This window comes from Actinoplanes lobatus (assembly GCF_014205215.1).
GTDB lineage: Bacteria > Actinomycetota > Actinomycetes > Mycobacteriales > Micromonosporaceae > Actinoplanes > Actinoplanes lobatus.
Genome location: NZ_JACHNC010000001.1, coordinates 2,660,040 through 2,686,008, shown reverse-complemented (window position 1 = coordinate 2,686,008; position 25,969 = coordinate 2,660,040). Strand labels below are relative to the sequence as shown.

26 protein-coding genes are annotated in these 25,969 nt (G+C 71.5%); 10 read left to right on the top strand and 16 right to left on the bottom strand.

What is annotated here, in order from left to right:
* Positions 1 to 1,674: a hypothetical protein gene (locus BJ964_RS12410; protein ID WP_188120814.1), complete on the bottom strand. Its 1,674-nt coding sequence runs from the start codon at positions 1,672 to 1,674 to the stop codon at positions 1 to 3.
* Complete coding sequence (locus BJ964_RS12405) at positions 1,671 to 2,498, bottom strand: hypothetical protein (protein WP_188120813.1); 828 nt, start codon at positions 2,496 to 2,498, stop codon at positions 1,671 to 1,673. The genes BJ964_RS12410 and BJ964_RS12405 overlap by 4 nt, the downstream gene beginning before the upstream one ends.
* A 253-nt stretch (positions 2,499 to 2,751) precedes the next feature.
* On the opposite strand from BJ964_RS12405, the gene BJ964_RS12400 reads away from it, so the two are divergent.
* Both BJ964_RS12400 and crcB read left to right on the top strand, forming a co-directional pair.
* Entirely contained in the window at positions 2,752 to 3,096 is a 345-nt protein-coding gene (locus BJ964_RS12400; protein ID WP_188120812.1) for a fluoride efflux transporter FluC, read from the top strand.
* On the top strand, positions 3,093 to 3,452 hold the full coding sequence (gene crcB / locus BJ964_RS12395) for a fluoride efflux transporter CrcB (protein WP_188120811.1): 360 nt from the start codon (positions 3,093 to 3,095) through the stop codon (positions 3,450 to 3,452). Before BJ964_RS12400 ends, crcB begins: the two co-directional genes overlap by 4 nt.
* Here the strand turns inward: crcB and BJ964_RS12390 are convergent.
* The 9 genes from BJ964_RS12390 to BJ964_RS12350 form a co-directional block, all read right to left on the bottom strand.
* Positions 3,445 to 5,643, bottom strand: a complete 2,199-nt coding sequence (locus BJ964_RS12390; RefSeq protein ID WP_188120810.1) for an MMPL family transporter — start codon at positions 5,641 to 5,643, stop codon at positions 3,445 to 3,447. The two genes, crcB and BJ964_RS12390, sit on opposite strands and share 8 nt — an antisense overlap.
* Before the next feature lie 71 nt (positions 5,644 to 5,714).
* Positions 5,715 to 6,359: a LuxR C-terminal-related transcriptional regulator gene (locus tag BJ964_RS12385; RefSeq protein ID WP_188120809.1), complete on the bottom strand. Its 645-nt coding sequence runs from the start codon at positions 6,357 to 6,359 to the stop codon at positions 5,715 to 5,717.
* A 12-nt stretch (positions 6,360 to 6,371) separates the two neighbouring features.
* Positions 6,372 to 7,676, bottom strand: coding sequence for a sensor histidine kinase (locus BJ964_RS12380; protein WP_188120808.1), 1,305 nt, complete (start codon positions 7,674 to 7,676; stop codon positions 6,372 to 6,374).
* Positions 7,677 to 7,759: 83 nt separating this feature from the next.
* The gene (locus BJ964_RS12375; protein WP_188120807.1) at positions 7,760 to 9,322 is read right to left on the bottom strand and encodes a M1 family metallopeptidase; all 1,563 of its coding nucleotides are present in this window, start codon (positions 9,320 to 9,322) and stop codon (positions 7,760 to 7,762) included.
* Between the two features lie 42 nt (positions 9,323 to 9,364).
* Positions 9,365 to 10,546 (bottom strand): acyl-CoA reductase, encoded by a 1,182-nt coding sequence (locus BJ964_RS12370; protein WP_188120806.1) that lies wholly within the window; start codon positions 10,544 to 10,546, stop codon positions 9,365 to 9,367.
* A complete protein-coding gene (locus BJ964_RS12365) occupies positions 10,543 to 11,577 on the bottom strand; it encodes a LuxE/PaaK family acyltransferase (protein ID WP_229806907.1) in 1,035 nt (344 codons plus the stop codon). The genes BJ964_RS12370 and BJ964_RS12365 overlap by 4 nt, the downstream gene beginning before the upstream one ends.
* Positions 11,574 to 12,794 (bottom strand): AMP-binding protein, encoded by a 1,221-nt coding sequence (locus BJ964_RS12360; RefSeq protein WP_188120804.1) that lies wholly within the window; start codon positions 12,792 to 12,794, stop codon positions 11,574 to 11,576. Before BJ964_RS12360 ends, BJ964_RS12365 begins: the two co-directional genes overlap by 4 nt.
* Complete coding sequence (locus BJ964_RS12355; RefSeq protein WP_188120803.1) at positions 12,791 to 13,522, bottom strand: SDR family NAD(P)-dependent oxidoreductase; 732 nt, start codon at positions 13,520 to 13,522, stop codon at positions 12,791 to 12,793. The genes BJ964_RS12360 and BJ964_RS12355 overlap by 4 nt, the downstream gene beginning before the upstream one ends.
* On the bottom strand, positions 13,519 to 13,761 hold the full coding sequence (locus BJ964_RS12350; protein WP_188120802.1) for an acyl carrier protein: 243 nt from the start codon (positions 13,759 to 13,761) through the stop codon (positions 13,519 to 13,521). Before BJ964_RS12350 ends, BJ964_RS12355 begins: the two co-directional genes overlap by 4 nt.
* 186 nt (positions 13,762 to 13,947) lie before the next feature.
* Between BJ964_RS12350 and pseB the strand changes: the two genes are divergently transcribed.
* From pseB to BJ964_RS12320, 6 genes are read left to right on the top strand one after another with little or no spacing between them, the layout of a single operon-like run.
* Positions 13,948 to 14,928, top strand: coding sequence for a UDP-N-acetylglucosamine 4,6-dehydratase (inverting) (gene pseB / locus BJ964_RS12345; protein WP_188120801.1), 981 nt, complete (start codon positions 13,948 to 13,950; stop codon positions 14,926 to 14,928).
* Complete coding sequence (locus BJ964_RS12340) at positions 14,928 to 16,052, top strand: DegT/DnrJ/EryC1/StrS family aminotransferase (protein WP_188120800.1); 1,125 nt, start codon at positions 14,928 to 14,930, stop codon at positions 16,050 to 16,052. The genes pseB and BJ964_RS12340 overlap by 1 nt, the downstream gene beginning before the upstream one ends.
* A gap of 3 nt (positions 16,053 to 16,055) precedes the next feature.
* Complete coding sequence (locus BJ964_RS12335; RefSeq protein ID WP_188120799.1) at positions 16,056 to 16,865, top strand: hypothetical protein; 810 nt, start codon at positions 16,056 to 16,058, stop codon at positions 16,863 to 16,865.
* Positions 16,862 to 18,361, top strand: a complete 1,500-nt coding sequence (locus tag BJ964_RS12330; RefSeq protein WP_188120798.1) for a hypothetical protein — start codon at positions 16,862 to 16,864, stop codon at positions 18,359 to 18,361. Before BJ964_RS12335 ends, BJ964_RS12330 begins: the two co-directional genes overlap by 4 nt.
* Entirely contained in the window at positions 18,358 to 19,083 is a 726-nt protein-coding gene (locus BJ964_RS12325) for a cytidylyltransferase domain-containing protein (RefSeq protein ID WP_188120797.1), read from the top strand. The genes BJ964_RS12330 and BJ964_RS12325 overlap by 4 nt, the downstream gene beginning before the upstream one ends.
* Positions 19,080 to 20,087 (top strand): PseG/SpsG family protein, encoded by a 1,008-nt coding sequence (locus BJ964_RS12320; RefSeq protein ID WP_188120796.1) that lies wholly within the window; start codon positions 19,080 to 19,082, stop codon positions 20,085 to 20,087. The genes BJ964_RS12325 and BJ964_RS12320 overlap by 4 nt, the downstream gene beginning before the upstream one ends.
* On the opposite strand, the gene BJ964_RS12315 is transcribed toward BJ964_RS12320, so the two are convergent.
* Positions 20,065 to 21,078 (bottom strand): NADPH:quinone reductase, encoded by a 1,014-nt coding sequence (locus tag BJ964_RS12315; protein WP_188120795.1) that lies wholly within the window; start codon positions 21,076 to 21,078, stop codon positions 20,065 to 20,067. The two genes, BJ964_RS12320 and BJ964_RS12315, sit on opposite strands and share 23 nt — an antisense overlap.
* Before the next feature lie 83 nt (positions 21,079 to 21,161).
* Between BJ964_RS12315 and BJ964_RS12310 the strand changes: the two genes are divergently transcribed.
* Positions 21,162 to 21,641, top strand: coding sequence for a response regulator transcription factor (locus BJ964_RS12310; RefSeq protein WP_188120794.1), 480 nt, complete (start codon positions 21,162 to 21,164; stop codon positions 21,639 to 21,641).
* Here the strand turns inward: BJ964_RS12310 and BJ964_RS12305 are convergent.
* The 4 genes from BJ964_RS12305 to BJ964_RS12290 form a co-directional block, all read right to left on the bottom strand.
* Complete coding sequence (locus BJ964_RS12305; protein ID WP_188120793.1) at positions 21,638 to 22,660, bottom strand: S66 family peptidase; 1,023 nt, start codon at positions 22,658 to 22,660, stop codon at positions 21,638 to 21,640. The two genes, BJ964_RS12310 and BJ964_RS12305, sit on opposite strands and share 4 nt — an antisense overlap.
* Positions 22,661 to 22,692: 32 nt before the next feature.
* On the bottom strand, positions 22,693 to 23,415 hold the full coding sequence (locus tag BJ964_RS12300) for a zf-HC2 domain-containing protein (protein WP_188120792.1): 723 nt from the start codon (positions 23,413 to 23,415) through the stop codon (positions 22,693 to 22,695).
* Entirely contained in the window at positions 23,412 to 23,933 is a 522-nt protein-coding gene (locus BJ964_RS12295; protein WP_188120791.1) for a sigma-70 family RNA polymerase sigma factor, read from the bottom strand. Before BJ964_RS12295 ends, BJ964_RS12300 begins: the two co-directional genes overlap by 4 nt.
* A gap of 146 nt (positions 23,934 to 24,079) precedes the next feature.
* Positions 24,080 to 25,156, bottom strand: coding sequence for a neprosin family prolyl endopeptidase (locus BJ964_RS12290; RefSeq protein ID WP_229806906.1), 1,077 nt, complete (start codon positions 25,154 to 25,156; stop codon positions 24,080 to 24,082).
* Between the two features lie 359 nt (positions 25,157 to 25,515).
* On the opposite strand from BJ964_RS12290, the gene BJ964_RS12285 reads away from it, so the two are divergent.
* Positions 25,516 to 25,968 carry a cysteine dioxygenase gene (locus BJ964_RS12285; RefSeq protein WP_188120789.1) on the top strand — a complete coding sequence of 151 codons (453 nt, stop codon included), beginning with the start codon at positions 25,516 to 25,518 and terminating at the stop codon, positions 25,966 to 25,968.
* Position 25,969 lies beyond the last annotated feature (1 nt).

Below are 25,969 nucleotides of genomic sequence, written 5' to 3'. Positions count from 1 at the left end.
CTATTTCTTGATCATCCGGTAGGCGCGTTTCGCGGCCATCAGCGCCCTCCCGGTCACCCGGCTCCGGTGGAATCGCAGCTCCCACTCCATCCGGCTCAGCTGGGAGTCCCGGGAGGCGATGATCTGCTCGGTCCACTCCATCATGGCCAGCAGGTGGCTCGCCTGGTAGCGCTGCCGCCAGAGGGCCTCGGCCAGCTCGCCGTACCCGGCCACGTCCAGCGGCGCGGTGCCCGGCTGCACGGCGAGCAGGGCCAGCCGGTGTGCCCGCCGGTCGGCCGGGCTCAGCCCGAACTCGGCGGCGTCGATCGTCACCTGAAGGTCCACCGCCGCGCGCAGATCCTCCTCGGTCACGCTGCGCCCGGCCATGCCGGTCAGGATCGCGGCCAGGTCGGACGCGCTCGCGGTGATCGGCCACGGATGCGGGCGGCCCGCGGTGACCAGCCGGACCGCGAACTGCCAGAGCGCCCGGACCAGGGCGATCCGGGTGGGAATCGGCTCGACCGGCGCCCAGCGCCCGAAGAGCACGTCCGGCCCGGCCGCGGTGACGCCGATACCCGACAGGTCGGCCAGGGCGGCCGGGCCGTCGACGGCGCCGTCGCGGGACCGGCCGGACAGCCACGCCTCGTACTGGGTGACCTCCTGCCGCAGGCGGCGGACGTCGGCGGCGGCGCACAGCGCGAACAGCCGCTCCTCCAACAGGTACCCGTCGAACGGCTGAGCCACCTCGGCCCGGAGCAGACCGTCCTGCTCACGCGGCCCTTCGTAGGGTGCCAGGGTTCGCAGCCCGCCCGCGTCGAGCCGGTGGACGCCGTGGGCCACGCCGATCAGCACGTCGTGCCATTGCCGGAGGTGCCCGGCGTCGCCGGGTGCGCGGGCGACGACCAGCCAGCCACCGGCGACCGTGTCCTCGGCCCCGGCCCGCAACGCCCGGCCGACCAAGCGGCGCGGGTCGCTGAGCACCGGGCGGCCACGGAAGGCGGTCGTGTACGCCTGCGCCAGCACGGTGTGCAGCCAGGGTCGCAGCGGCGACGCGAGGTCACCGAGCGTTTCACCCCCGATCAGTACGGTCGGCGCATCCGGTTCCGGGAAGGCGGCATAGGCAGCGTCGATCACCAGGCCGGAACCGGTCAGCTCGGCGGTGAGCTGGGTGCGGGCAGCCGGTCCGTCCACCGCCTCGGCCGGGTACCAGGCGGCGTCGTCGCGGTGCCGGGCGCCCGGATCGAGGCGGACGGTGTGGTGGGCGCCGAGCTGGTTGTCGTGCATCAGGACCAGGGAGCCGCCGGGCCGTACCGCCCGGGCCAGACCGTCGAGCAGTCCGGCGGCCGGGAGCTGGTCGCCCTCGGCCGAGTTGAGCCGTTGGATACCGTCGGTGGCGACCACCAGGTCGTACCCCGGGGTCAGGTCGGCCTTGCCGAACGCCCCGGCCAGCACCGTGACCGCGGGATGGGTACGGGCGGCCTGCTCGGCGTCGGTGAGCGAGCGCAGCAGCCAGGTCACCTCGGCGCCACCGGTGGTCAACGCGGTGATCAGCTCGTCCGGGTGCGGGCCGGCGACCAGGACGGACCGGCCCGGACCACTCAGCTCGGTGATCAGCCGGGTCAGCAGCGCGTTCGGCCGGGCGGACCGGTCGGACCAGGCGAACATCTCGCCGCCGGCCCGGATCAGGTTGGTCACACGTACCCTTCCTTCGACCAGCCCAGGAGCTTGCGCAGCTCCTCGGGACCGGCCAGTTCGTCGGCGCCCAGCTGCGCCCGGGCGAGCCGGTGGCAGGTGGCGAAGTCGGTCTCCCGGCCGTACAGACCGGGCCATTGGCGGTGCAGCCGCGACTCCCCGCCGAACGTCATGTCGGCGTTGTCGAGGACCATCGGGTCGCCGTAGACCGCCGCCTCCCGGCCGGCGAGCAGGCCGTACCAGATGGCGCTGCACAAGCGGTTGGAGACCACCCGCCGGTGCCGCCGCAGCTCGGCGAGCTGTTTGACCAGGAAGTCCCGGTCGTGGTCGCGCCACCAGAAGCCCCGGTAGCCGTGGCAGATCACCCGGAACCCGGCCCGCTCGTAGAGCCGGCGCACCGCGCCCATCCGGTACTCGTTCCAGTACAGGCAGGCGGTGACCGGGCCGGTCTCGGTCGCCCGCACCTCGTCGATGAGGCGCTGGTGGTCGCCGTGGACCTGCTGCCCCTCCCAGCCGTGGAAGGGGTAGAAGATCGTCCCCTCGCCGGGTTCGCCGCCGGCCGGGGTCATCTCCGCCAGGTACGCGAACGGGGCGCCCACCACGACCACATCGCGCCGCCCCTGCGACCAGGACCGTCGCCGGGTCTCCTCGGACCAGACGAGCAGGCGGGAGCCGGCCACGTACGGCGTACCGGGGGCCAGGCCGTCCCCGATGTTCCAGCCGTGCTGGAGGTAGCCGTGGATCCGGGGCGGATGCAACGGCTCGGGCATCCCGCAGTAGCGGGCCAGGATGTGCGAGTGGCCGTAGTGATGGTTGGCGTGGTGCATGTCTGTCCGCTCCGTCCGCGTGCGGAGCCGCACGTTATCAGCCAATACCGGGGCTGATCGCACCACTTTATGGCTGTTCAACCGATTCTCGCGCCACAGTTCACCAGCCCGCCCCGCAGAATTCAGGCGCCCGTCCGCCACGGGGCCGCCTGCCCCCGAATGGCAATGTTGATCTACAGTGGATCCACGGCCGGGGAGGACGCCGCCACGTCCCCCCGGCCGCCGGGTTCCTGATGGGATAGCGTCCCAGGAGATGGACCAATACCTGAACCGCGCCAGCCTCACCGCCGTCGCCGCGGGTGGCGTGCTCGGCGCCCTGGCCCGCTACGGCATCGCCACCGCGTGGCCGACCGAGCCGCACGGTTTCCCCTGGTCCACCTGGCTGATCAACGTGACCGGCTGCTTCCTGATCGGGGTGCTCTACTCCCGGGTCGAGCCGCGCCTGCCCCGGCTGTTCCTCGGCACCGGGTTCCTCGGCGGCTACACCACCTTCTCCACGGCGATCGTCGAGACGTCCCAGGCCGGGCTGGGGTATCTGGCGGCCACCCTGATCGGCGCGGTGGTGGCGGTCGCGGCCGGAAGCGCCCTGGCCCGATGACGGTCCTGCTGGTGGCCCTCGGTGCCGCGGTCGGCGCCCCGCTGCGCTACCTGACCGACCTGATGTTGCGGAACCGGTTCGGGGCGGCCTTCCCGTGGGGCACCCTGACCGTGAACGTCACCGGCTCGTTCGTCCTCGGCCTGGTGCTCGGGCTGCCGCTCCCGGCCGGCGCGGTGGCGCTGCTCGGCACCGGGTTCTGCGGGGCGCTCACCACGTACTCGACCTTCAGCTGGGAGATCCTGGCGCTGACCCGGCGCTCCGAGATCGCGGCCGCGGCCGGGTACGCGCTGCTCAGCATCACGGCCGGAATGGGCGCCGCCGTGTTCGGCGGCGCCCTCGCTCAGGCGGTCAGCTGACCGGGGTGAGCTCCCGCTCGATCCGGGGCTCGTGCGACTGCGCGGGCGGCTCGTGGGCCACCTCCGGCAGCCAGCCCAGCCACTTCGGCAGCCACCAGTTCGCCCGGCCGAGCAGCGCCATCACCGAGGGCAGCAGGACCGCCCGGATGATCGTGGCGTCCAGCAGGACCGCGGCGGCCAGGCCGATGCCCAGCTCCTTGGTGGCGGTCAGCGGCAGCGTGGCGAAGAGGGCGAACACCGCGACCATCACCACGGCCGCGCTGGTGATCACGCCGGCGGTCCGGCCGATGCCCTCACGGACGGCGTCCCGCGTCGACAGGCCGCGGTCGTGGCCCTCGCGGATCCGGCTGACCACGAAGACGTGGTAGTCCATCGACAGCCCGAACAGGATGACGAAGAGGAACATCGGGATCCAGTTGGTGATGCCCCCGCCGGAGACGAAGCCCAGCGGCTCCTCGAAGTGCCCGTACTGGAAGACGTAGACCAGCATGCCGTAGCAGGCCGCGACCGACAGCAGGTTCAGCACCAGCCCGGTGACCGCGACCACGACCGACCGGAACGACACCAGCAGCAGCAGGAATGCCAGCCCCAGGACGAACGCGAAGACCAACGGCAGCGTTTTGTCCAGCTGCTCGTTGTAGTCGACGCCGCCCGCGGTGGACCCGGTGACCAGCGCCGTGGCGCCGTCGATCCGGCCGAAGGTGTCCGGCACCACCTGGTCACGCAGCAGGTTCAGCGCGTCGACGGCGACACTGTCGCTCTCCCTGCCGGCCAGGCCGACCGAGACCACCGCGACGTTCCCGGCCGGGTTGATCTCGACACCGACCGGCTCGGCCAGCTTCCCGCCGCTGTCGCGGACCGCCGCCTCGAGCCCGGCCAGCGCCTTCTCGAACTCCGCGGTCCGGACCGAGTCGTCCTTGACCACGATCTGCGCCGGGGTGGTCTTGCTGGGGAAGGACTCACCGATGGCGAGGAACGTCTGCACGACCGGGGCGTCCGGCGAGACGTCCTGGATGGCCTGGCCCCGGGTCTTCAGATCGAGGGCCGGGTAGGCCAGCGCGCCGAGCGCCGCGACGGCGACGATCGCGGAGATCAACGGCTTGGCGAGTACGACGTTCAGCAGCGCGTTCCAGACCCGGCCGTCACTGTTCCGCCGGTACAGGCCGGGGATCTTGAGGGCGTCGACCCGGTCGCCCAGCAGCGAGAGCAGGGCGGGCAGCACGGTCAGCGAGCCGAGCACGGCGGTGGCCACCACCAGGATGGTGCCGGCGGCGAAGCTGACGAAGACGACGTCCTGGGTGAAGAACATGCCGGCCATGGCGATCATGACGGTGAGCCCGGAGACCCAGATCGACCGGCCCGACGTCTGTGCCGCGATCATCAGCGCCCGGTGCGGGTCGGCTCCCCGGCGGCGCTCGTCGCGCTCCCGGCGGATGTAGAACAGGCAGTAGTCGACGCCGACGGCCAGGCCGATCAGCAGCATGACGTGCGTCGTCTCGTCGACCGCGGGGGCGAACCGGCTCGCGCCCGCCATCAGGCCGATCGCGGCGACCACCGACATGATCGCCAGGAGGACCGGGAGCAACGATGCGACCACGGCGCCGAAGGCGACCAGCAGGATGCCCAGCGTCACCGGGATGGAGAGCATCCCGAGCCGGTTCAGGCCACCGGTCAGTTCCTCGTCGACCAGTTGGTCGGCGCTCGCCGAGCCGGCCTCGGAGATGAACAGGCCGGGGTGGGCGCTCTGCACCCTCGCCACCGCGTCCAGGGCCGGGCCGACCCGCTCCGCCGCGGTCCCGGGGTCACCGGTGATGCTGAAACTGATCAGCGTCGACCGGCCGTTCGCCGACTGGATCGGCTCCTGCACGCCGGTGACTCCGGCGGTCGCACCGAGAACCTCGGTGATCTCGGCGGTGGCCGCCGTCCGGTCCGACTCGGCCCGGTTCTGGATCAGCACCATCTCGCCGGCCGGCTGCTCCGGGAACCCGGCCGCCGCGACGATCCGGTCGGCGTCGCCGGAGTCCCCGTGCCCGGCCGTGCCCTCGTCCGCCTGCCTGGTCCCGATCATGCCGCTGAGAACGACGGTGGCGGCCACGAAGGCGATCCAGCCGAGTATGGCGAGCACCCGATGGCGGGCACTCCAGATCGCGGCACGAGCCGCGATTCCCTTGACGTCTTCCCTGTTCTCCATGGAAAAGACGCTATGGACTCCGAAGTGGCCGAACGATATGGCGGTCACCCGGATCCGGGGTAGGGCTAGCCCTACGCCTGGAGGTAGGCCAGCACCGCCAGGACCCTCCGGTGCTGCTCCTCGTCCTGATGCAGGTTCAGCTTCGTGAAGATGTTGCGGACGTGCTTCTCCACCGCACCGTCGGTGACCACCAGGGCGCGGGCGATCGCGGTGTTCGACATGCCCTCGGCCATCCGGCCCAGCACCTCACGCTCGCGCGGGGTGAGGCTGCGCATCGGGTCGTCGCGGCGGCGCCGCACCAGCAGCTGGGCCACCACCTCCGGGTCCAGCACGGTGCCGCCGCCGGCCACCCGGCCCAGGGCGTCGAGGAAGTCGCCCACCAGGGCGACCCGGTCCTTCAGCAGATAGCCGACCGCGCCACGGCGGTCGGCCAGGAGATCGTCGGCGTACGAGACCTCGACGTACTGCGAGAGCACGAGGATCGGGCTGCCCGGCACCGCGGTCCGGGCCTCGACGGCGGCGCGCAGCCCCTCGTCGGTGTGCGACGGCGGCATCCGGACGTCCACGATGGAGACGTCCGGACGGTGTTCCTTGATCGCCTCGACCAGGGAGGGCCCGTCGCCGACGGCCGAGACGACGGTGTGACCGTTCTCCTCGACGAGGCGGATCAGGCCCTCGCGCAACAGCACGGCATCGTCGGCAATCACCACACGCATGCCGCCATGCTGTCAGATCGGCAGGGCCGCCGTGAGCCGTGTGCCCGCACCCTCCGGGCTGTCCACCGCCAGCACTCCCCCGGCGGCCCGGACCCGGTCGTCCAGCCCGGCCAGGCCGTGCCCCTTGGCCAGGCTCGCCCCGCCCACGCCGTCGTCGCTGACCGTGACGATCAGGCCGGTGGCGATCCGCTGCACGCTGACCTGCACCTCGTTGGCGTGGCTGTGCTTGGCGACGTTGGTGAGCGCCTCGGCCACCACGAAGTAGGCGGTGGACTCGACGGCCGGGTCGAGCCGGTCGAGCGGGGGCGCGTCCAGGTCCACCGGGACGGTGCACCGGCCGGCCAGTGCGGTCAGCGCCGCCCGCAGGCCCCGGTCGATCAGGATCGGCGGGGCGATGCCGCGGGACAGGGCACGCAGCTCGTCGAGCGTCTCCCGGGTCTGGGTCAGGGCCTCGGCCACGATGGCGCGGGCCCGCTCCGGGTCGTCGGCGAACTGCTGCTCGGCCCGGCCCAGGTCCATGGCGAGGCGGACCAGCCGCTGCTGCGGGCCGTCGTGGATGTCGCGCTCCAGCCTGCGCAGCGCCACCGCCTCGGCCGAGACCGCCGCCGCCTTCTGCCGCTGCGCCACGTCGCGGGCCTCCTCGGCGGCGGCCACCTGCCGGCGCAGCTCCCAGGCGCCGATCAGCAGACCGCGGGCGAAGTGCGCCTCCAACAGCGCGGCGCCGCGGACCACCCAGTACAGCGTGCCGGTGAAGAACAGGCCGATGCTCACGTTGAAGAGCATCCGGGTGCCCGCGGAGTCGTCGAAGCCGAGGAGTTCGTGCAGCTCGTAGTTGTCCGGCGGGTGCGGCAGGGCCCAGTCCCACAGGGGGTAGGTGAGCCCGGCGACGGCGACCGCCCACCAGGTGATCACGAAGCAGAAGGCCAGGGTGTTCGGGATGAAGCGGAAGATCGCGTGCACCAGGTCGAGCCAGGACTGCCCGTCGGAGAGCGGGCCGAAGGTGCGGCGCAGCAGTCCCTCGCCGCGGACCTTCTTGTAGATCGGCTGCGGGACGCTCCGGCCCAGCACCGGGGCGATCCGGGCCCGCTCGGTGATGGCGAACCCGCGGGCGAACATCAGCGTGCCGACCATGATCGGCAGGCCGACCCAGATGACCACCAGGCCGATGCCGAGCGCGAAGCCGGTGATGCCGACGACGAGAGCGATCAGGCCGAGGGGGAATCCGACCAGCACGTACTGGGTGTCGATCCCCAACTGGCGCAGGAACCGCCGGGTGGGACGGGGAGCGGGCGCCGGCCCCGCGTGTGTGGTCGTCATGCCCTAGACGCTAGGCACCGGCACCCGCCCGTGCGATCCCGTTGACCGCCGATCAGAAGGTAGGGATAACCCGACCACCTATCTCAGTGGTGGTCCGCCATGTGCTGGCGCAGCGGCACGATGAACGCGTCAGCGGCGGCCGTGGTGGACGCCGCCGAGGCCGACGACACCTTCCAGCTGCTGTGACCGGGCATGGCCGGGGTCTTCGTGCCGTACAGCCAGCGGGTCAGGAACGGCTTGAGGTTCTGGCCGGACACCTTCGAGGCGAGGGCGATGAAGTCCTGCGTCGAGGCCGACTTGCCGCGGTACTTGCGGACCCACTCACGCTCGAGCTTGGCGAACTTCTTGGCGCCGATCTTCTGCTTGAGGGCGTAGAGGGCGAGCGCGCCACCGGCGTACACGTTGGGGTTGAAGACGTCCCACACCGACGCCGAGCCCTTCGGGCGGGCGACCGGGCCGTACTCCGCGCGCAGCATGTCGCTGGCCTGGTAGACCGACTTGAAGTAGGCGTCCGGATCGGCGAAGCCGGTGTACTTCTTGAAGGTCTTCGTGTCGGCGGCGTAGAGCAGCTCGTACCAGGTGGCGTGGCCCTCGTTCTGCCACACGTCACTCCACGACTTCGGCGCCACGCTGTCGCCGAACCACTGGTGCGCCAGCTCGTGCACCATGATCGGGTTCAGGATGTAGGCCGGGGCACCGAACAGGCCGGTGTCGTAGAGCGAGAGCGTCTGGGTCTCCAGCGCGAAGCCGAGGTCCGCGTCGATGACCAGCGACCCGTAGTTCTCGAACGGGTACTTTCCGACCTTCTTCGTCATGTAGGTCAGCTGGGCGCGCTCGGCCTTGGCCTTGGTGAGCAGCTGGCTCGACAGGCGGCGCGGGACCACGTCGCGGATCTGCACGCCGTCGACGGCCTTGCGGTTGTAGACCAGGAAGTCACCGGCCACGATCTGGGCGAGCTCGCTGGCCATCGGCTTGGCCTCGCGGTAGACCGACGTGGTGTAGCCGCCGGCGGTGGTCGTCTTCAGGTGGCGGCCGCTGGCCACGCCCTTCCAGCCGGACGGGACGGTCACCGCGATGGTGTAGGTCGCCTTGTCCCGCGGGTGGTCGTTGCTCGGGAAGAGGTTGTGCGACGTGTCCGGCTGGCCGGCGAGCACCGTGCCGTCCTTGGTCGCGACGAAGCCCTCCGGCGCGTCGCCGGTGGCCGAGACCGGGGTGGCGGTGAAGTTGTTGACGGTGACCCAGAAGCCCTTGCCCTTCGGCAGGTACGCCGACGGCGTGATGACCAGCTCCTCGCCGGACCGGCTGAACGTGGCCGCCTTGCCGTTCACGTAGACCGAGCCGACGCTGTTGCCGGCGAAGTCGAGGTTGAACCGGGACAGGTTCTGGGTGGCCACCGCGCTGATCGTGACGCTGCCGTTGACGGTCTGCGCCGGGTTCTTCGCCGGGTGGTTGAGCCGCAGGTTGTAGTTGGTGACGTCGTAGCCGCCGTTACCGAGCAGGGGGTAGAGCCGGTCGCCGAGGCCCGCCGAGCCGGGGGTGGCGCTCGCGGCCGCGGACGCGGGCGTGACACTCCCGGCGATGCCGACCAGAACGGCCGTGCTCACGGCCAGCGCCCCGGTCAGCCGGCCATTGATAATCTTGGACATGGCCGCGACGGTACGCCCCCGGCGCAACGTCGATCAACGACCTTACGGCTGGATCACCGTGAGCCGGGTGAACTCGCTCGGCAGGTGGTAACCGTCCCAGACGGCGCCGAAGGTCAGAGCCGACCCGAAGGGCACGATCCGGTCCACCCCGCGGCCGCCCAGTTCGGCCGCGAAGGCGTGCAGCTCAGCCGGGGTGAACCCGAAGTGGCTGACCGTCTGGTCCTGCCGGTTCATCGCCGGCACCAGGTCGGACAGCGAGTCCACCCGGGCGAACGGGAACGCGCCCGCACCGATCCAGCGCCGGGGCGCCCGATCGGCGCCGGCCAGGGTCACCGCGGTCACCCGGTTGTCCGAGAGGTCCAGCGCGGTGGCGGCGCCGGTGGCGGCCAGCCCGTACGCGTTGACCCGCTTCTCCACCGCCATCGCCGCGTCGACCGTCCAGCCGCGCCTGCCCACCGCGTCGAGCAGCAGCTCCAGGAACTCGGCCCGGACCTCGGCCGGATCCCCGTCGCCGACCAGGAACACGGTCCGCGGCGACGAACAGGCGGCCTGGTCGAACCAGTACGCGTCGTTGGCGAACCCGGTCACCGCGGCCCGCCGGGCGGCCGGGTCGGCGGCCCGCCAGCCGGGCACCGACAGCACCGCCCAGGATGTCCGGTCCGGGAAGGTCAGGTCCCGCGCCGACGGCCGCAGCGGGTGCCTGCGGATGGTGTCCACCGCGGTGTCCCCACCCCAGACGACCCGCAGGTCGCACCACCGGCTGAGGGCGGCCGTGATCGCGTCGTCGTACCCGTAGGTGACCATCCGCTGGGTCCGCCCGATCACCGGGTCGCCGTCGACCGCGTTGAGCGCCTCCAGGATGGCCTCGGCCGCGCCCGCCGAGCGTGACGAGATCCGGACCACGTTGTGGTTGCCGGCCAGCGCCGACAGCGCCCACGAGTAGACGAAGATGGTGTCCACGTTGGCCGGGGGCAGATGGAAGACGTTGCCCCGGGGGAAGACCAGGGCGTCCGTGCGCTGCATGGCGGCGACCGCGCGGGTCAGTTCGGCCGGGCGCAGGAAGTAGCCGAGCGACCCGAGCTCCGGGAAGCGCCGGGCCACGGCCGGGGCGAGCAGCCGCCGGGCCAGCGCCGCGAGGAAGTCGACGACGCGCGGGTCGCCGACGGTGAGCCGGTCCTCCGAGGGGGCGGTGAGGTCGCCCTCGGCCCCGAACCTGAACCTCATGCCGCGCTCCGATACGTGTCCGAGCAGCCCCGGGCCTCGGCGCGCGGCAGCCGGCCGAGCACCGAGAACCGCTTGCCGGGCCAGGTGCCGTCGTCGATGCCGTGCACCACGCCGAGGTCCTCGGTGAGCAGCACGTGCCCCGGGTACGACGTGGGAAGGGTGCTCACGACCTCCAGGAGGCCCGGTTCACCGGGCGGGAGCTCCGCCCAGGTCTCCGGGTCGCGAACCACGACGTCCGCGAAGTCGGGGCAATACAGCGAACCACCGTCCGGGCCTTCAAGAAAGATCGTCCCGATCTGCTCGACCATGCCGTAGAAGTTGTGGATCCGGGTGAGTCCGGCCCGGCCCAGCCTTTCGCGGAACTCCTCCGGCGAGACGGCCTGATCGACCAGCTTCTTCCATCCACCGGAGTGGATCAGTATACCGTTGCCCAGGTCCAGCCCGTGCGCCAGCGCGGTCTCGTAGAGGTGCAGCCAGACCAGGTAGGTGAACCCGAAGATCAGGAACGGCTGGTCACCGTGCCGGTCGAGGAAGCCGCGGATGCCGTCGACGTCGACCACGCCCTGCTCGTCGAGCGCCCAGACGTGGTCGCGCCCGAAGGTGGCCATGCCGAGCACTCCGGCGCCGCGGGCGCTGAACGAGCGGCGGTCCTTGAGGATCGATCTGGTGTCGACGATCAGCATCGGCAGGCGTTTCGGGCCGAGCACGGTCTGGAGGGTGGCGCCGAGCTGCCGGGTCTGGGCCGCGGCAGCGGCCTTGTCCAGATAGATCCGGCTGACGTCGCCTGTGGTCCCGCTGGAGGTGAGCACCTTGAAGACCTCGTCGTCCGGGATGCTCTTCAGCTCCAGGGTCTTGAAGAGCCGGACGGGCAGCCAGGGAAGATCAGCCACCGAAGCGGCGGACGAAAAGCCGCTGGCCGCCAGGATCCGGTCGTAGGGCTCGCAGTGGCGACGGTGATGCGCCACCAGTTCCTCCAACTCGGGAAGAAGACGCTTCTCCCGGTCGGCCTGCGGCAGGGTGAAGACACTCACAGCGACGCCTCCAGCGCCCGGTAGTCGGTCTTGCCGTTGGGCAGCAGCGGCAGCACCTCGACCGTGCGCACGTCGACGCCGGTGAAGTGCGCCCCGAGCCATTCGGCGATCTTGGTGCGCAGCGCCCGGACCTCGTCCGCGGAGAGCCCCTCGGCGAAGACGTGGACCCTGTCGTCCCCGGCCACCGCCGCGACCGGGAACTGCCGCTCCACGTCGTCCAGGTTGATCCGGACGCCGAAGACCTTGCCCATCCGCTTGAGCCGGCCGGTGATGTACAGGAAGCCCTCGTCGTCGAGACGGCCCAGATCCCCGGTGCGCAGGACGCCGCCCTGGTCGTCGCCCCGGGCCAGATCGGCGGCGGTCTCCGCGTACCCCATCATGACGTTGGGCCCGCGGTAGACGACCTCGCCGTCCTCGATGGTGAAGGCGCCGCCGGGCATCGCCCGGCCGACCGAGCCGGGTTTCCCGGCGAGGTGCGACGGCGGCAGGCAGGCCATCCGGGGCGCGGCCTCGGTCTGCCCGTACATGACGAACATCCGGCCGCCGACGGCGTCCATCCGGCCCGCGAAATCGGCGACCAGGTCGGTCCGCAACCGGCCGCCGGCCTGCGTGAGGGTACGCACGGACGGGTGCTTCGCCGGGTCGAAACGCAGCCGCCGCAGCATCTCGTACTGGGACGGGACGAACGCCATCGAGGTGACCCGGTGCTCGTCCACCGCGGTCCAGAAGTCCCTGCGCATGATCCCGGTCCGGTCCAGCACCACGGTCGCCCCGCGCAGCAGGTGCGAGTGCAGAACCGACAGCCCGTACGAATAGAAGAGCGGCAGCGTGGTGATCGCGACGTCGTCCCCGGTGACGCCGAGGCTCTCGGCGACCTGTTCGGCGTTGGCCAGCACCGCCGAGCGGGAGAGCCGGACGAGTTTCGGGTCGCCGGTGGATCCGCTGGTGGTGAGCAGCAGCGCCAGGTCGGGGTGCACGTCGGTGGTGGTGTACCGATCGCGCAGCGGGGTCTGGTCGGTCTCCGGGTCGAGCAGCAGGACCGGCCGGCCCAGCCGCAGCGCCGCCAGGTAGCGGGCGACCGCCGGAACCGTCGTCGGCATGCCCATGAAGACCGGTCCGGGCTCGCCGGGCGCCGAAAAGGCGTCGATCATGGCCGGGGTCAGCGTCTCGCCGGTGGCCGCGTCGACGACCCGGGCGTCGGGGTGGAGCAGGTTCACAGCGTCAGACCTCCGTCGACCCCGATGACCTGCCCGGTGACGAACCGGGCCTGCTCGGAGAGGAGGAAGACGATCACGTCGGCCACGTCCTCGGCGGCGCCGAGCCGGCCGAGGGCGGTGTTCGCGATCCGTTCGGCGCGGCCGGCCTCGTCCAGGGTGTCCAGCATGTCGGTGGCGATGAAGCCGGGCGCCACCGCGTTGACCCGGATGCCGCGCGGCCCGAGTTCCTTGGCGGCGGATCTGGTGAGCCCGGCGACGGCGGCCTTGGAGGCGGCGTAGACGGCCTGCCCGGCCGCCCCCTGGGTGCCGGTGATCGAGGCGGTCAGCACCACGGCCGGGTTCTCGCCGCGGGCCAGCAGCCGGACCGAGTTCTGGAGGGTGTGGACCGCGCCGGCCGCGTTCACCGCGAAGAGCCGCCCGATGGTGTCGTCCGCGGTCATGCCGAGCATCCCGGCGGCGTGTGTCCCGGCGTTGACGACCAGGGCGTCGAGCCGTTTGAACGTCTCGAAGGCCAGCCGGGCCAGGGCCTTGCTGGTGGCCGGGTCGGCGATGTCGCCGGCCGCGTGCACGACCGTGACCCCGAACTTCCCGGCCAGCTCGGCGGCGGTGTCGGCGACGCCGGCCTCGTGGTGGCCGTGCAGGACCAGGTCGTATCCCCGTTCGGCGAGGCGGTGCGCGGTGGCCCGGCCGATTCCGCGCGACGCCCCGGTGACCAGGGCGGCACTCACTTGACGTCCACCCCGTATTTACCAAGAATTTTCACGGCCTCGGCAAAGCTTGACATATTGATGACGTCATCCGTGTCAATCATTACCGAGAATTCATCTTCGATCGTCGCGACGAGTGACATGTGCGCCAGCGAATCCCACTTCTCGTCGTCCTGGTAACTCAGGTCGTCCACGGGCGCGTCCGCCGGAAGATCGAGGGCGGTACGAAACGCCTCGCGTAGTCTCTGCAGCTCAGTCACGAGATAACTCCAGGGTGGGGTGTTCAGAGGAAACCCACGATCCCGCAGGTTCCCGGTCGCCACGACCAATCCAGGCTGAACTGGAAATGAACTGATCGCAGCATTTTCCCGCTCCCCGGGAATTGCGCTCCGGGCTGGTTATGCTTCCGCCTCGTACCGGCCTTCCCTGATCCCCCGGAGAGAACCTTGTCTGAAATCGCCGGCTCCTCGATCCTTGTCACCGGCTCCACCGGTTCCTTCGGCAAGGAATTCCTCAGGTACGCGCTGACCCACCTCGACCCGCACCGGATCGTGGTGTTCTCCCGCGACGAGCTGAAGCAGTACGAGGTCCGCCAGATGTTCGGCGACGACCCGCGCCTGCGCTTCTTCATCGGTGACATCCGGGACGAGAAGCGTCTCGCCCGGGCCATGCACGGGATCGACTACGTGGTGCACGCGGCCGCCCTCAAGCAGGTCGACACCGCCGAGTACAACCCGTCGGAGTTCGTCGCCACGAACATCAACGGCACCCAGAACGTCATCGACGCGGCCATCAACGCCGAGGTCAAGAAGGTCGTGGCGCTCTCCACCGACAAGGCGTCCAGCCCGATCAACCTGTACGGCGCCACCAAGCTGGCCGCCGACAAGATCGTGATCGCCGGCAACCACTACGCCGCCACCCACCCGACCCGGATGGCCGTGGTCCGCTACGGCAACGTGATGGGCAGCCGCGGCTCGGTGGTCCCGTTCTTCCGGAAACTGGCCGCCGAGGGCCGGAGCCTGCCGATCACCGACAAGCGGATGACCCGGTTCTGGATCACGCTGGACCAGGCGGTGAAGTTCGTCGTCGACTCGTTCGACGTGATGCAGGGCGGCGAACTCTACGTCCCGCGGATCCCGAGCATGCGGATCATGGACCTGGTCGAGGCGGTCGCCCCCGGCGCGCCCACCCACGAGATGGGGATGCGGCCCGGCGAGAAGCTGCACGAGGAGATGATCGCCGCCGACGACAGCCGCCGCACGCTGCGCTTCAAGGACCGGTACGTGGTCCAGCCGGTGGTCGCCAGCTGGGGCTACAAGACGCCCGAGGGTGGCGAGGAGGTGGCCGACGGCTTCAACTACCGCTCGGACAACAACGACCTCTGGCTCTCGGTCGACGAGATGCGCGAACTGCTCGCGGAGAACTGATGCTGCCGTACGGACGACAGTCGATCGACGACGCCGACGTGGCGGCGGTCGTCGCGGCGATGGGCAGCGACTGGCTCACCACCGGGCCACGGGTCGCCGCGTTCGAGGCCGACCTCGAAGCGGTCGCCGGGGCGCCGTGCGTGACGGTCACCAACGGGACGACGGCGCTGCACGCGGCCTACGCGGCGACCGGCCTGACCCCCGGCGACGAGGTGATCACCACGCCGATGACGTTCGTGGCCACCGCCTCGGGCGCCGCCATGCTCGGCGCGACGGTGGTCTTCGCCGACGTCGAGGAGGACACCGCGAACCTCGACCCGGCCGCGGCCGAGGCCGCGGTCACGTCGCGGACCAGGGTGATCTCGGCGGTCGACTACGCCGGTGTGCCGGCCGACTACGACCGGCTCCGCAAGATCACCGACAGCGCCGGGGTGTTCCTGCTCGGCGACGCGGCGCATTCGATCGGGTCGACCTACCGGGGACGGCCGGTCGGCACGCTCGCCGACCTGACCACGTTCTCGTTCTTCCCGACCAAGAACCTCACCACCGGCGAGGGCGGGGCGGTCGCCTCGACCCGGCCGGAGCTGCTGGAGCGGGTGCGGGACTTCCGGACCGTCGGCTCGATCCGCGACCCGCAGCGACTGCGCCGCCCCGACGAGGGCAGCTGGCACTACGAGGTGCACGAGTTCGGCCTCAACTACCGGCTGCCGGACGTGCTCTGCGCGCTGGGTTCGGCCCAGCTGCGGCGGCTCGCCGGGTTCAAGGCCCGCCGTGCGCGCCTCACGGCACGCTACGACGAGCTTCTCGCCGACGTCCCCGGCCTGCGTCTTCCGGCTCAGCGTTCCGAAGTGGACCCGATCAGGCACCTCTATCCGGTACGGGTGAAGGACGGCCGCCGCCGGGAGGTGTACGACCGGTTGCGCGCCGCCGGTATCGGGGTGCAGGTCAACTACATCCCGGTCTACTGGCACCCGGTCTTCGAGGACCTCGGGTACCGGCGGGGCATGTGCCCGGTGGCCGAGTCCTTCTACGCCGAGGAGCTGTCCCTGCCGCTCTTCGCCGACCTCACCGACAGCGACCAGGACCGCGTGGTCGAGGCGCTGCGCGGGATCCTGGGGAGCTAGCGGGTGCACCACGGGAACCACTTCTACGGGCACGCCCAGGTGCTCGCCGGGTACTGCGGGCTGGACCCGGACGATCCGCCCCGGATCGAGGGCTACCTCCAGCACGGCTGGAACGTGGTGGACGGGCTGGGCGGCGGCACGCCGTACGCGCCCGGCTCACCGATCTTCGTGTGGTCCGAGCGGACCCGCCGCCGGGCCTGGTCGATGGGCCGCCCGCTGGCCACCGTGACCGGCGCACCGTTCCTCTACCTGCTCCGATCCGAATCGGACAGCGTGGACGAGGGCGAGCGCGAGGGCACGATCTGGTACCCGTTCCACGGCTGGGAGGGCCAGCGGGTCAGCGGCGACCACCTGCGCCTGATCGACGAGATCACGGCGACCGAGACCGGCCCGGTCACGTTCTGCCTGTACTGGAACGAGTACCGCGACGACCGGATCCGGGCCGCCTACGAGCACGCCGGCCGGGTCGTCTGCCACGGCTACCGCGGCTACATGCGGCGGCAGACCGACGCCCGGTTCCTCCACAAGCAACTCGCCGAGCTGCGCCGGCACCGCCGGGTGGCGTCGAACCGGCTGAGCACCGCGATCCTCTACGGCGCCGTGGCCGGGTGCGCCCCGGCCGTCTACGGCGACCCGATGTACCTGGCCGGGGAGGACACCCCGACCGCCGAGCGGATCCGCCGGGAGTGGCCGGAGCTGCACGGGACCGGGCCGGACCCGGACCGGGCCCGGGCCGTCGCGCTGGCCGAGCTCGGCGACGGTCACCTGGCCGGGCCGGCCGAGCTACGCGCGATCCTGGGCTGGCCGGCATGATCACCATGATCGGCGGCGAGATGCCGGAGTACGCCGAGGAACGCCCACCGGCCGGCGGCCCGCTCTACCGGCGCCTGATCGACCACCTACCCACCGGGATCCGGGTGCTGATCGCCGGCCCGCACCACGAGGCGCTGATCCGGGCGGTGGCCGACCGTCGCGAGGTCACCCTGCTGCTGCGCTCCCGGCCGGACGCCGAGCAGGTGACCACCCGGGACGTACGGGTGGTCTGCGGCGACCTCTCCAAGCTCACCGACACCGACCGGTACGACACGGTGATCGCCCTGGACGGCGCGGGCCGACTCTGCTCACCGGAGGGCCCGCAGCTGGACTGGGCGGAATCGGTCCGGGTGTTCAAACGAGCGCTGCGTCCCGGCGGCACGCTGCTGATCGCCGTGGAAAACGAGCTGGGCGTACACCGCCTGGTCGATCCGGGCACCCCGACTGCGGCCCGGACCGGTGACGCCTGGTCTCCGCTCGGCGAGTTCGGCAGCGCACCCGGCCGCCCGGACCGGCTCGCCGCCGCACTCGGCGCCGAGGGGCTGCCGGTCGCCGGGCTGGCCGCGGTCTGGCCGCTGCCCGAACGGCCCACCCTGCTGGCCACCCCGGAAACATTCCGCTACGGGCCACTGGACGCGCTGTCCGCCCTGGCTTCGGCGGCGGTCGCTCCGGCGTACCGGGAAAGGTCTGTCCTGAGCGATCCCCGCCGGCTGGCCGCCGCGGCCGTGCGCCGCGGTCTCGGCGCCGAGCTGGCGCCCGGCTGGCTGGCCGTCGCCCAGCTCGCCACCCGCCCGGGCCAGGTCGTCCCGCTCCCGCCGGCACTGATCGCGGGCCCGGGCGGCGCGCTCACCGAGCTGGTGAAGAGCCCGGACGGCTCCTGGTCGCGCCGGGCCGTGCAGGGCCCCGAGGAGCTGACCGGGCCGCTGCCGTCCGGCCGGCTGCTGGAGGAGCGGCTGCTCACCGCCGCGCTCGGGCACGACCTGCCGGGCCTGCGCCGGCTGCTCACCGGCTGGATGACCGGACTGCCGAACGTGCCCGCCGGGAACGTGCTGGTGGACGGCGACCGGTACGCCCGGCTGGACCCGTCGGCGCCGGACCGGGCGGACGCGCTGGCCCGCTTCGCGCACACGCTGGCCACCGGCGGCTACCACCACCCGTGGCCGGGGGTCACCGACGTCGCCCGGCTCACCGACGTGCTCGCCGGGGCGGCCGGGCTGACCACCGCGCCGACGCCGGCACCGGTGTCCGGCGACGAGCTGCCGGACATCCGGCGGCAACACGAGGAACAGCTCGACGCGGTGCGCCGCCGGCTGGCCGACGCCGAGGACCGCGTCCGGTTCTACGAGGCGGAACTCGGCAAACGCGAGGCCGAACTGGGCCGCGCCAAGGTGCAGATCGCCGCGTTCAGCGGCTCCCTGGGATTTCGCGCCGCCAAGGCGGGCCTCGGCATCGCCCGGGCGGCCCGCAACCGGATCCGGAACAGAGGAACGCAATGACGACGCTCGGCATCATTCAGGCCCGGATGGGCTCCACCCGGCTGCCCGGCAAGGTGCTGCGCCACCTCGGCGGCCGGACCGTCCTCGACCGGGTGGTCCGCGCCGCCCGGGAGAGCGGTGTCCTGGACGACCTCGTCGTGGCGACCACGGTCGAGCCGGACGACGACGCGGTCGCCGCCGAATGCGCGGCGATCGGGGTGGACTGCTACCGCGGACCGGTCGACGACGTGCTCACCCGGTTCCTCGGGGTGCTGGAGACCCGGTCGGCCGAGCACGTCATGCGGTTCACCGCGGACTGCCCGCTGCTCGACCCGCGGCTGGTCGCCCGGGCGTACCGGGTGTTCGAGGCGGCCGGGGCGGACTACCTGACCACGTCGATCACCCGGACCCTGCCGCGCGGCCTGGACGTCGAGGTGGTCCGGGCGGCGGTCCTCAAGGAGATCGACAAGCTGGCGTACGACCACCACCGCACCCACGTGACGTCGTACGTCTACACCCACCCCGCCGAGTTCGACGTGATCGGGTTGACCGTGCTGCCGGACCTGTCGCACCTGCGGCTCACCCTGGACACCGAGGACGACTGGCGTCTGATCGAGGCGATCGTCGACCACTTCGGCGACGCGCCCACCTCGGTCTCGTCGATCGCGACGTGGCTGGGCAACCGTCCCGAGCTGGCCGAGTTGAACGCGCACGTCCGGCAGAAGGAGCTGGAGCAGGCGTGACGAGCATCGGGATCCGGTGTGACGCCGGACCGCGTACCGGGGTGGGCCACCTGGTGCGGTGCGTGGCGCTCGCCGAGGAGCTGACCGCCCGCGGGGTGGACGTGCACTTCCTCAGCGACCTGGGCGGGCTGGAGTGGGCCGCCGCGCAGCTCGACCAGCGCGGGCTGCCCTGGCATCCGGCGCCCTACGACGAGGTGGGACTGGTCGCGGCGGCCGAACGGCTGAACCTGGACGCGCTGGTGGTGGACTCGTACACACTGCCGCCGTCGCACAGCCGGGCGGTCCGCCGCACCGGCCGGACCGTGCTGGCCATCGTGGACGGTGACCCGCGCGGCCAGGACGCGGACATCTACGTCGACCAGAACCTGGACGCCGCCCTCGACATCGGGGACGTGCGGCTGGCCGGGCTGGACTACGCGCTGCTGCGTGCCTCGGTGCGGCGGTTACGGCCGTCCGCCGCGCCGGTGCACTCGAATGCCCGTACGCCCAAGGTTGTCGCGTTCTTCGGCGGAACCGACGCCTACCGTGCCGCGCCGCAGGTGGCGCGACTGCTCGCCTGGACCGCGGCGCCCTTCGACGCCACCGTGATCGCCGCCGACGACGGGCTGCGCACCGAACTGCTCGCGGTCCGGCCCGGCGAGGGCCAGACCCTGCACGTCATCGAACCGACCGACCGCCTGCCCGAACTGCTCGCCGACGCCGATCTGGTGGTCAGCGCGAGCGGCACGTCGACCTGGGAGCTGCTGTGCCTGGGCCGGGCCGCCGCGCTGGTCTGGGTCGTCGACAACCAGATCCGGGGGTACGAACGGACCGTCGCCCGCGGTTACGCGGCCGGCCTGGGACGTCTCGGGGAGCTGGGCGGGGAGGCGGTGACCACGTTGCGCCGGCTGCTGCTGAACCCGGGCGACCGGACCGCCCTGGCCGTCCACGGATGGGCCGCGGTGGACGGCCGGGGCGTCGAACGGGTGGCGGACAGCCTGCTCAGGGAGCGGTCACCTCGATGACGACCTTGCCGACGGCATGGTTCTCGACGGCCTCGTGCGCCTCGGCGACCCGGTCCAGCGGGAACCGGATGATCGGCAGCCCGGCCTCCTCGCCGACCCGGAAGGCGCCCGCGTTGGCCGCTTCGGCGACCGCCGCCACCGCGTTCGCCTTCTCCTCCGGCGAGGTCGTGTAGGTGAGCACGAAGTCGAGGCTGACGTTCTTCAGCATCGCCTTGAAGCTGGGCACACTGAACTTCCCGCCCACGTAGATGGCGATGTTTCCGCCCGGGGCGATCACGTCCAGGTCGAGGTCGAGGTTCGCGGTGTTCACCTCGACGATCACGTGCGGGCCGCCCGGGCTCAACTCCCGGACCCGGGCCGCGACGTCCTCCTCCCGGTAGTCGATCACCGCGTCCGCGCCGGCGGCCAGCGCGAGGGCCGCCTTCTCCTTCGAGCTGACCGTCGTCAGCACGGTGGCGCCGGCCCACTTGGCGAGCTGGATGGCCGCGTTGCCGACCGCGCCCGCGCCACCGGCGACCAGCACGGTCCGGCCGTCCAGCGCGCCCGGGGCCAGCCGGGCCGGGCCGTCGGCGACGAGGGTGAGGCAGCGGTGCGCGGTGAGCGCCGGGATGCCCAGATCGGCGCCGACCTCGAACGGGACGTCGTCGTTCATCCGAACCACCTGGTGGCGGGGCAGCACCAGGTACTCCTGGGCGGTGCCGTTCGCGCGGCCGTACCCGGCGTCCCACACCCACACCCGGTCGCCCGGCTCGAGATCGGAGACGCCCTCGCCGAGGGCGTCGACCACACCGGCGCCGTCCTGGTTCGGCACCCGGGGTGGGGCCACCCCGTCCGGCACCCCGCGACCGGCCCGGGTGCCGGTGTCGGTGGGGTTCACCGCGGAGAGAACGATCCGGACGCGGACCTCCCCGGCGGCGGCCAGCGGCAGATCACGGTCGACGAGTCGGAGGACGGAAGCGGGGCCAGTTTCGGGGAAGACGGCGGCGCGCATGTCTCCCACCCTATTCGCGCTCAGTGGTTCATCTCGGTTGCCGAACAGGAGTAACAGCAGCCCGCCATGTTCCGGAGGTTCCCGTGGCAACCGTGTTGATCGCCGACGATGAGGTCGACCACCGAGAGTTGCTGACGTTGGCGCTGGTCCGGCTGGGGTTCGACGTCGTCACCGTCGCCGACGCCACCGCGGCGCTGGCCCGGCTGGCCGAGGGCGGCATCGACGCCGCCGTGATCGACGTCCGGATGGGCGGGATCTCCGGCATCGAACTGTGCCGCCTCATCCGCGGCGACCCGAAGACCGCATCGCTGCCGATCCTGATGGTCAGCGCCGACGTGCACGGTCATCGGGTCACGACCGCCCTGCGCGCCGGCGCTGACGACTTCCTGGCCAAACCGTTCAGCCGGGCCGAGTTCACCGCCCGGGTGGAGACGCTGATGCGGGTCCGGTCGGCGGCCGCGGCCCGGGCGGCGACGGCAGCGCGGGCGGCCATGATCGCCGCACGTCAGGCGATGCCGCCGCCTCCGCTGGAGAAGAAGGAGACGGCGCGGCGCATCGCCTAGAAGTGGGCGGTGATCCGGCGGTTCGGGCCGTCGACCGTGATCCGTCCGCCGTACGGCAGCACCCACTGCGGCGCGGTGTGCCCGAACTCCACGCCGAAGACCACCATCGCCTCCGGGTGGTAGGCGTCCAGCGCCTTGAGCACCGCGGCCCGCTGCTCGGCCCGGTACTTCTCCCGCACCTCCGGCGGCTTCGGCGCCGAGAAGAGGCTGGCCTTCGCGGTCGCCACCAGCACGGCCGGGAACTGCTCCAGCAGGCCGCGCTCGCCGGCGTTGCGCAGCATCCGGAACACCTCCCCGCCCGACGGCATCTCCTCGGACGTCTCCAGCAGCAGGACCGAACCGGCGTACCGCTCGGCCGGGTGGATCCAGCGCCCGGCGGCCAGGTTCCAGTGCAGGATCTCCAGGCAGCCGCCCCAGGTCGGCCCGCTCACCACCCGGTCCGCCCGGTGCCACTCCCAGCCGGGGGCGTTCACCGACGGCGCATGCTCGGTCAGCGAACGCGGATCCTCCCAGCTGATCTCCTCCTCGCGGATCTCGGCGAGCGGATGGATCTCCAGGTCGGTCTGCTCGAACAGGGCCGCCCGCAAGGAGGCCGCGTGCACCGGGTCGACCCCGCCGCCGGCGCCCAGGTGCAGTTGTGTCGAACCGCCGTGATAGGCCGGGATGCCGTGGAACCAGAGCCAGTTCAGCAGGTTCGTGTTGTCCGAGAATCCGAGGAACGGCTTCGGGTCGGCCCGGAACACCGCCGGGTCGAGATGCCGCAGCACGGTGATCTGGTCGTCGCCGCCGATGGTGGCCAGCACCGCCCGGATCGTCGGGTCCGCCCATGCGGCCGTCAGGTCGGCCGCCCGCTCCTCCGGCGAGGCGCCGAACCGGCGGGTGGCCGGGTACTCCACCGGCTCCAGGCCGAACTCCTCCCGGAGCCGGCGCATGGCCTGCTCGTGGATCTCCGGGAAGAGCGCGGGCGCGGCGAACGAGGGCGAGACGACGGCGACGCGATCGCCGGGACGGAGTTTCATGACTCTCATTCAACCCACCCCGGCAACCGCTTTCAGGCCATCGTCGCCGTGCCCAGCACCTTCCCGTCACGGTCGGTGATCAGGATGGCGTCGACCTCGGCCGCCTTCACCGAGCTGGCACCGATCAGCTTCGCCTGGCCGTCCAGCGTGTCGCCCCAGGCGGCGGCCTGCTCGGTGGTGCCGCTCTTGGTGCGCACCAGGCACAGGAAAGGCCCGTTCCCGGACATCCGGCTCACGTCCAGCCCCACTTCGACACCCCACTTCTTCGGGGTGATCGACGCCTGGCCGGTGAGCCCGCTGCCCGGCGCCGGCTGGAACCGCGCGCTGATCAACTGCACGCTGGGCAGCGCCTCCGGACCGGTCGGGGTGCCCTCGCCGGTGTTCGTCATGATCCCGTAGCCGATCGCGGCGGCCGCGATGAGCGTGACCGAGGCGGCGGCCAGCCACCGCACCCGGTTCACCCGGGTCTCCTTGAACTTCTGCTGCCGCATCCGGCTGAGCAGGTTCTCGATGTTCTGCGGGCTCGGCCGGGCGGTCGGTGAGACCGCGAGCGCCGCGCCGCCACCCAGGTGCCGCGCGTCCGGCAGACTCTGCAGCATTTCCGGTACGGGGGAGAGCCGGTCGAGTTCGGCCCGGCACTCCGCGCAGTCGTGCAGGTGTTCGTCGAGCCGATCGGTGTCCGCCTCGTCCAGACCGCCCAGGAGATACCCGCCCAGCAGACGATGCAGAGCGCCGTGCTCGTCAAGATCGCTCATCGCAGCATCCCCATCTCCTCGAAGACGGTGCGCAGTGCGCGTACGGCGTAGTAGGCCCGGGATTTGACGGTGCCCTCCGGCACCGACAGCTTCCGCGCCGCGTCCGCCACGCTCTGCCCCTCGTAATACATCGCCTGGATGACCGCCCGGTGTTCCGGCGAGAGGCGTTCCATAGCCTCCGCCACCAGCCAGCCTTCCACCATCTGATCGACATTGTCCGCCGACGGCACCGAGTTGACCGCGTTCTCGTCGGCGACCAGGCGTGGTCGGCGCTGTTCGGCCCGCCAGGCGTTGGTCACCACGTTGCGGGCGATGGTGAGCAGGTACGACCTGGTTCGTCCCGGTTCCGGGTCGAGGTGGTCGATGTGCTTCCAGGCTCGCAGAAGTGTCTCCTGAACCAGGTCCTCCGCCTTGTGCCGGTCGTTCACGTACCGGGAGACGAAGTTGATCAGGACGGCATAGTGTTCGGTGTAGAGCGCGGTCATCAGTTGCTCGTCGGGGTTCACCCGTCGCTTCATCGGCGCCAGCTCTCCCCTCGGGTTCGGCCCGGCCACCTCGATGTACATCGTGGCATGTGGATCGGTTCAAGGACCGCCCCGGAAAACCGGAAAACGCTGATGCCCGGCACCCTTCCGGGGCCGGGCATCGAGACCGAGGATCCAGGTCAGCAGAGTCCTGGGCCGCCGTACCGGAAGGTCCGGGCGCTCAACTTGGTGACCGTGTAGACGTCGCTGGTGCTGCGGATGTGCATGTCCACCGCGGGCCCGTTGAGGTAGGTCAGGCTGCCGACCCGGGCGGCCGTCGTGTCGTCGCCGTCCCTGCCGTTGCCCATCTGGGTGCAGGGGGTGGCGGTGGCCGCGGCCACCTCACCGAAGACCTGGACCAGGCCGGTCTTGGAGAAGTCCACGGTCGGCCACTGCGACGCCGGGAAGTAGCCCACCCACTCGGTGTCGTACGCGATCCACCAGGCCCTGTTGAAGTACTGGATCCCGAACCGCTTCGTGACGTCCTGCGGCAGCGTGTCGCCGGGCCGGATGTTGTCGCTGAACTGCACGAATCCGCAGCCGTTGTAGCAGGTCGGCTTCCGGTCCACCCAGTGGTAGACGAACAGGTGCGGGTCGTCGTCGCCGTTGACCACGCGGTCCACGTTCCACCCGATCTCGACGATCTGGGCGCCGTCGGCGGACTGCACGGCCAGCTCGGCCAGCGTGTGGTAGTCGGATCGGGCCAGAGCCGGCCGGTTGATCGTCAGGTTCGCGTACGCCCCGTCGGAGACCGCGGCCTGCGACCCGACGTTGTAGAGGAAGTGGACGGTCGGCCTGGCCGCGGCGGCGGTCGGGGTGGGGCTCGGCGGCTCCGGCGGCACGACCGTGGTCGTCTCCTTCTTGAGCACCCCGGAACCTGTGGAGCGGCCCTTCGGCGCGTACTCCTCCTCGGCCTCCTCGCCGCTCGCGTCGGGCGCGGCCGCGTCCAGCCCGGCGGCCTTCAGCGCGCCGCTGCTGGCGCCGTTGCGCCCGGTCTGGATCTCCTGGGGCCGCTGCCCCCAGGGCAGTTTCGTCGGTGGGTCCTCGACCGGCGGCTCACCACCCTCCGCCGGACCGGGGTCGGCCGGCGCCACTGCGGGGACCGTGCTCTCCGGGATCTGCTCCGCACCCGCGTTGAGGGTTGAGACGACTCCGATGGAGCCGATCACGGCTGCGGTGAGGCCGGCGGCGAACAGCCCGCGGCGTGACTTCGACACTTGTCCGTCCTCGGTGTGTGGGCATCGGAGGCGGGGTGCGGCGGCCTCCGGCGACCGGTTCTCGGCGGCGCTGGTCACCATATAGCCATCCCGATTGGGCAGGGACCGCCTGAGCAGCGGATTCTGTCGGAACGACCGATCGGGGTAGGCCGATCTGGTGACAGACCGCCCAAAAATCTCGACACAGTGTGGTGGCATGGTCGCTCAACGCAGTTTTTCGCACCACTCTTCGAAAGAGGCAAAGCTCGCCAAGCCTCTTTCCGCCCCGAAGCCTTCGGCGAATTCGCCCCACCTCGGTGACGATCATGTGATAAAACCTATCTGGTCTATAGGTTTTGTATGCCTGCCGGGAGGCTGCCGTGTCCGACCATCTCGCCATCGCGCAGTGGTACTCCGCCACCGCACACGACTGGGCCGTCGCGCCCCGCTTCAATCCGGTCGACCGCTGGTACCACCGGCTCGCGGTCGCCGACGACCACGAGGTCTGGTTGCTCACCTGGCTGCCCGGGCAGGCCACCGAGATCCACGACCACGGCGGCTCGTCCGGCGCGTTCCTCGTGCACAGCGGCGACCTCACCGAGGACACCGTGTCGACGGCCGGCGGCCGGACCCGGATCGCGTCCCGGGAGCTGGGTGAGGGCGTGGGCCGCCGGTTCGGCGGTCACCACATCCACCGGATCGTCAACAACGGCATCCGGCCGGCGGTCAGCGTGCACGTCTACGGTCCGGCGCTGACCAGCATGACCAAGTACCGGCTCGGGCCGGACGGCCTGGAGGTCCTGACCGTGGAGCGGGCCGGCGCCGAGTGGTGAG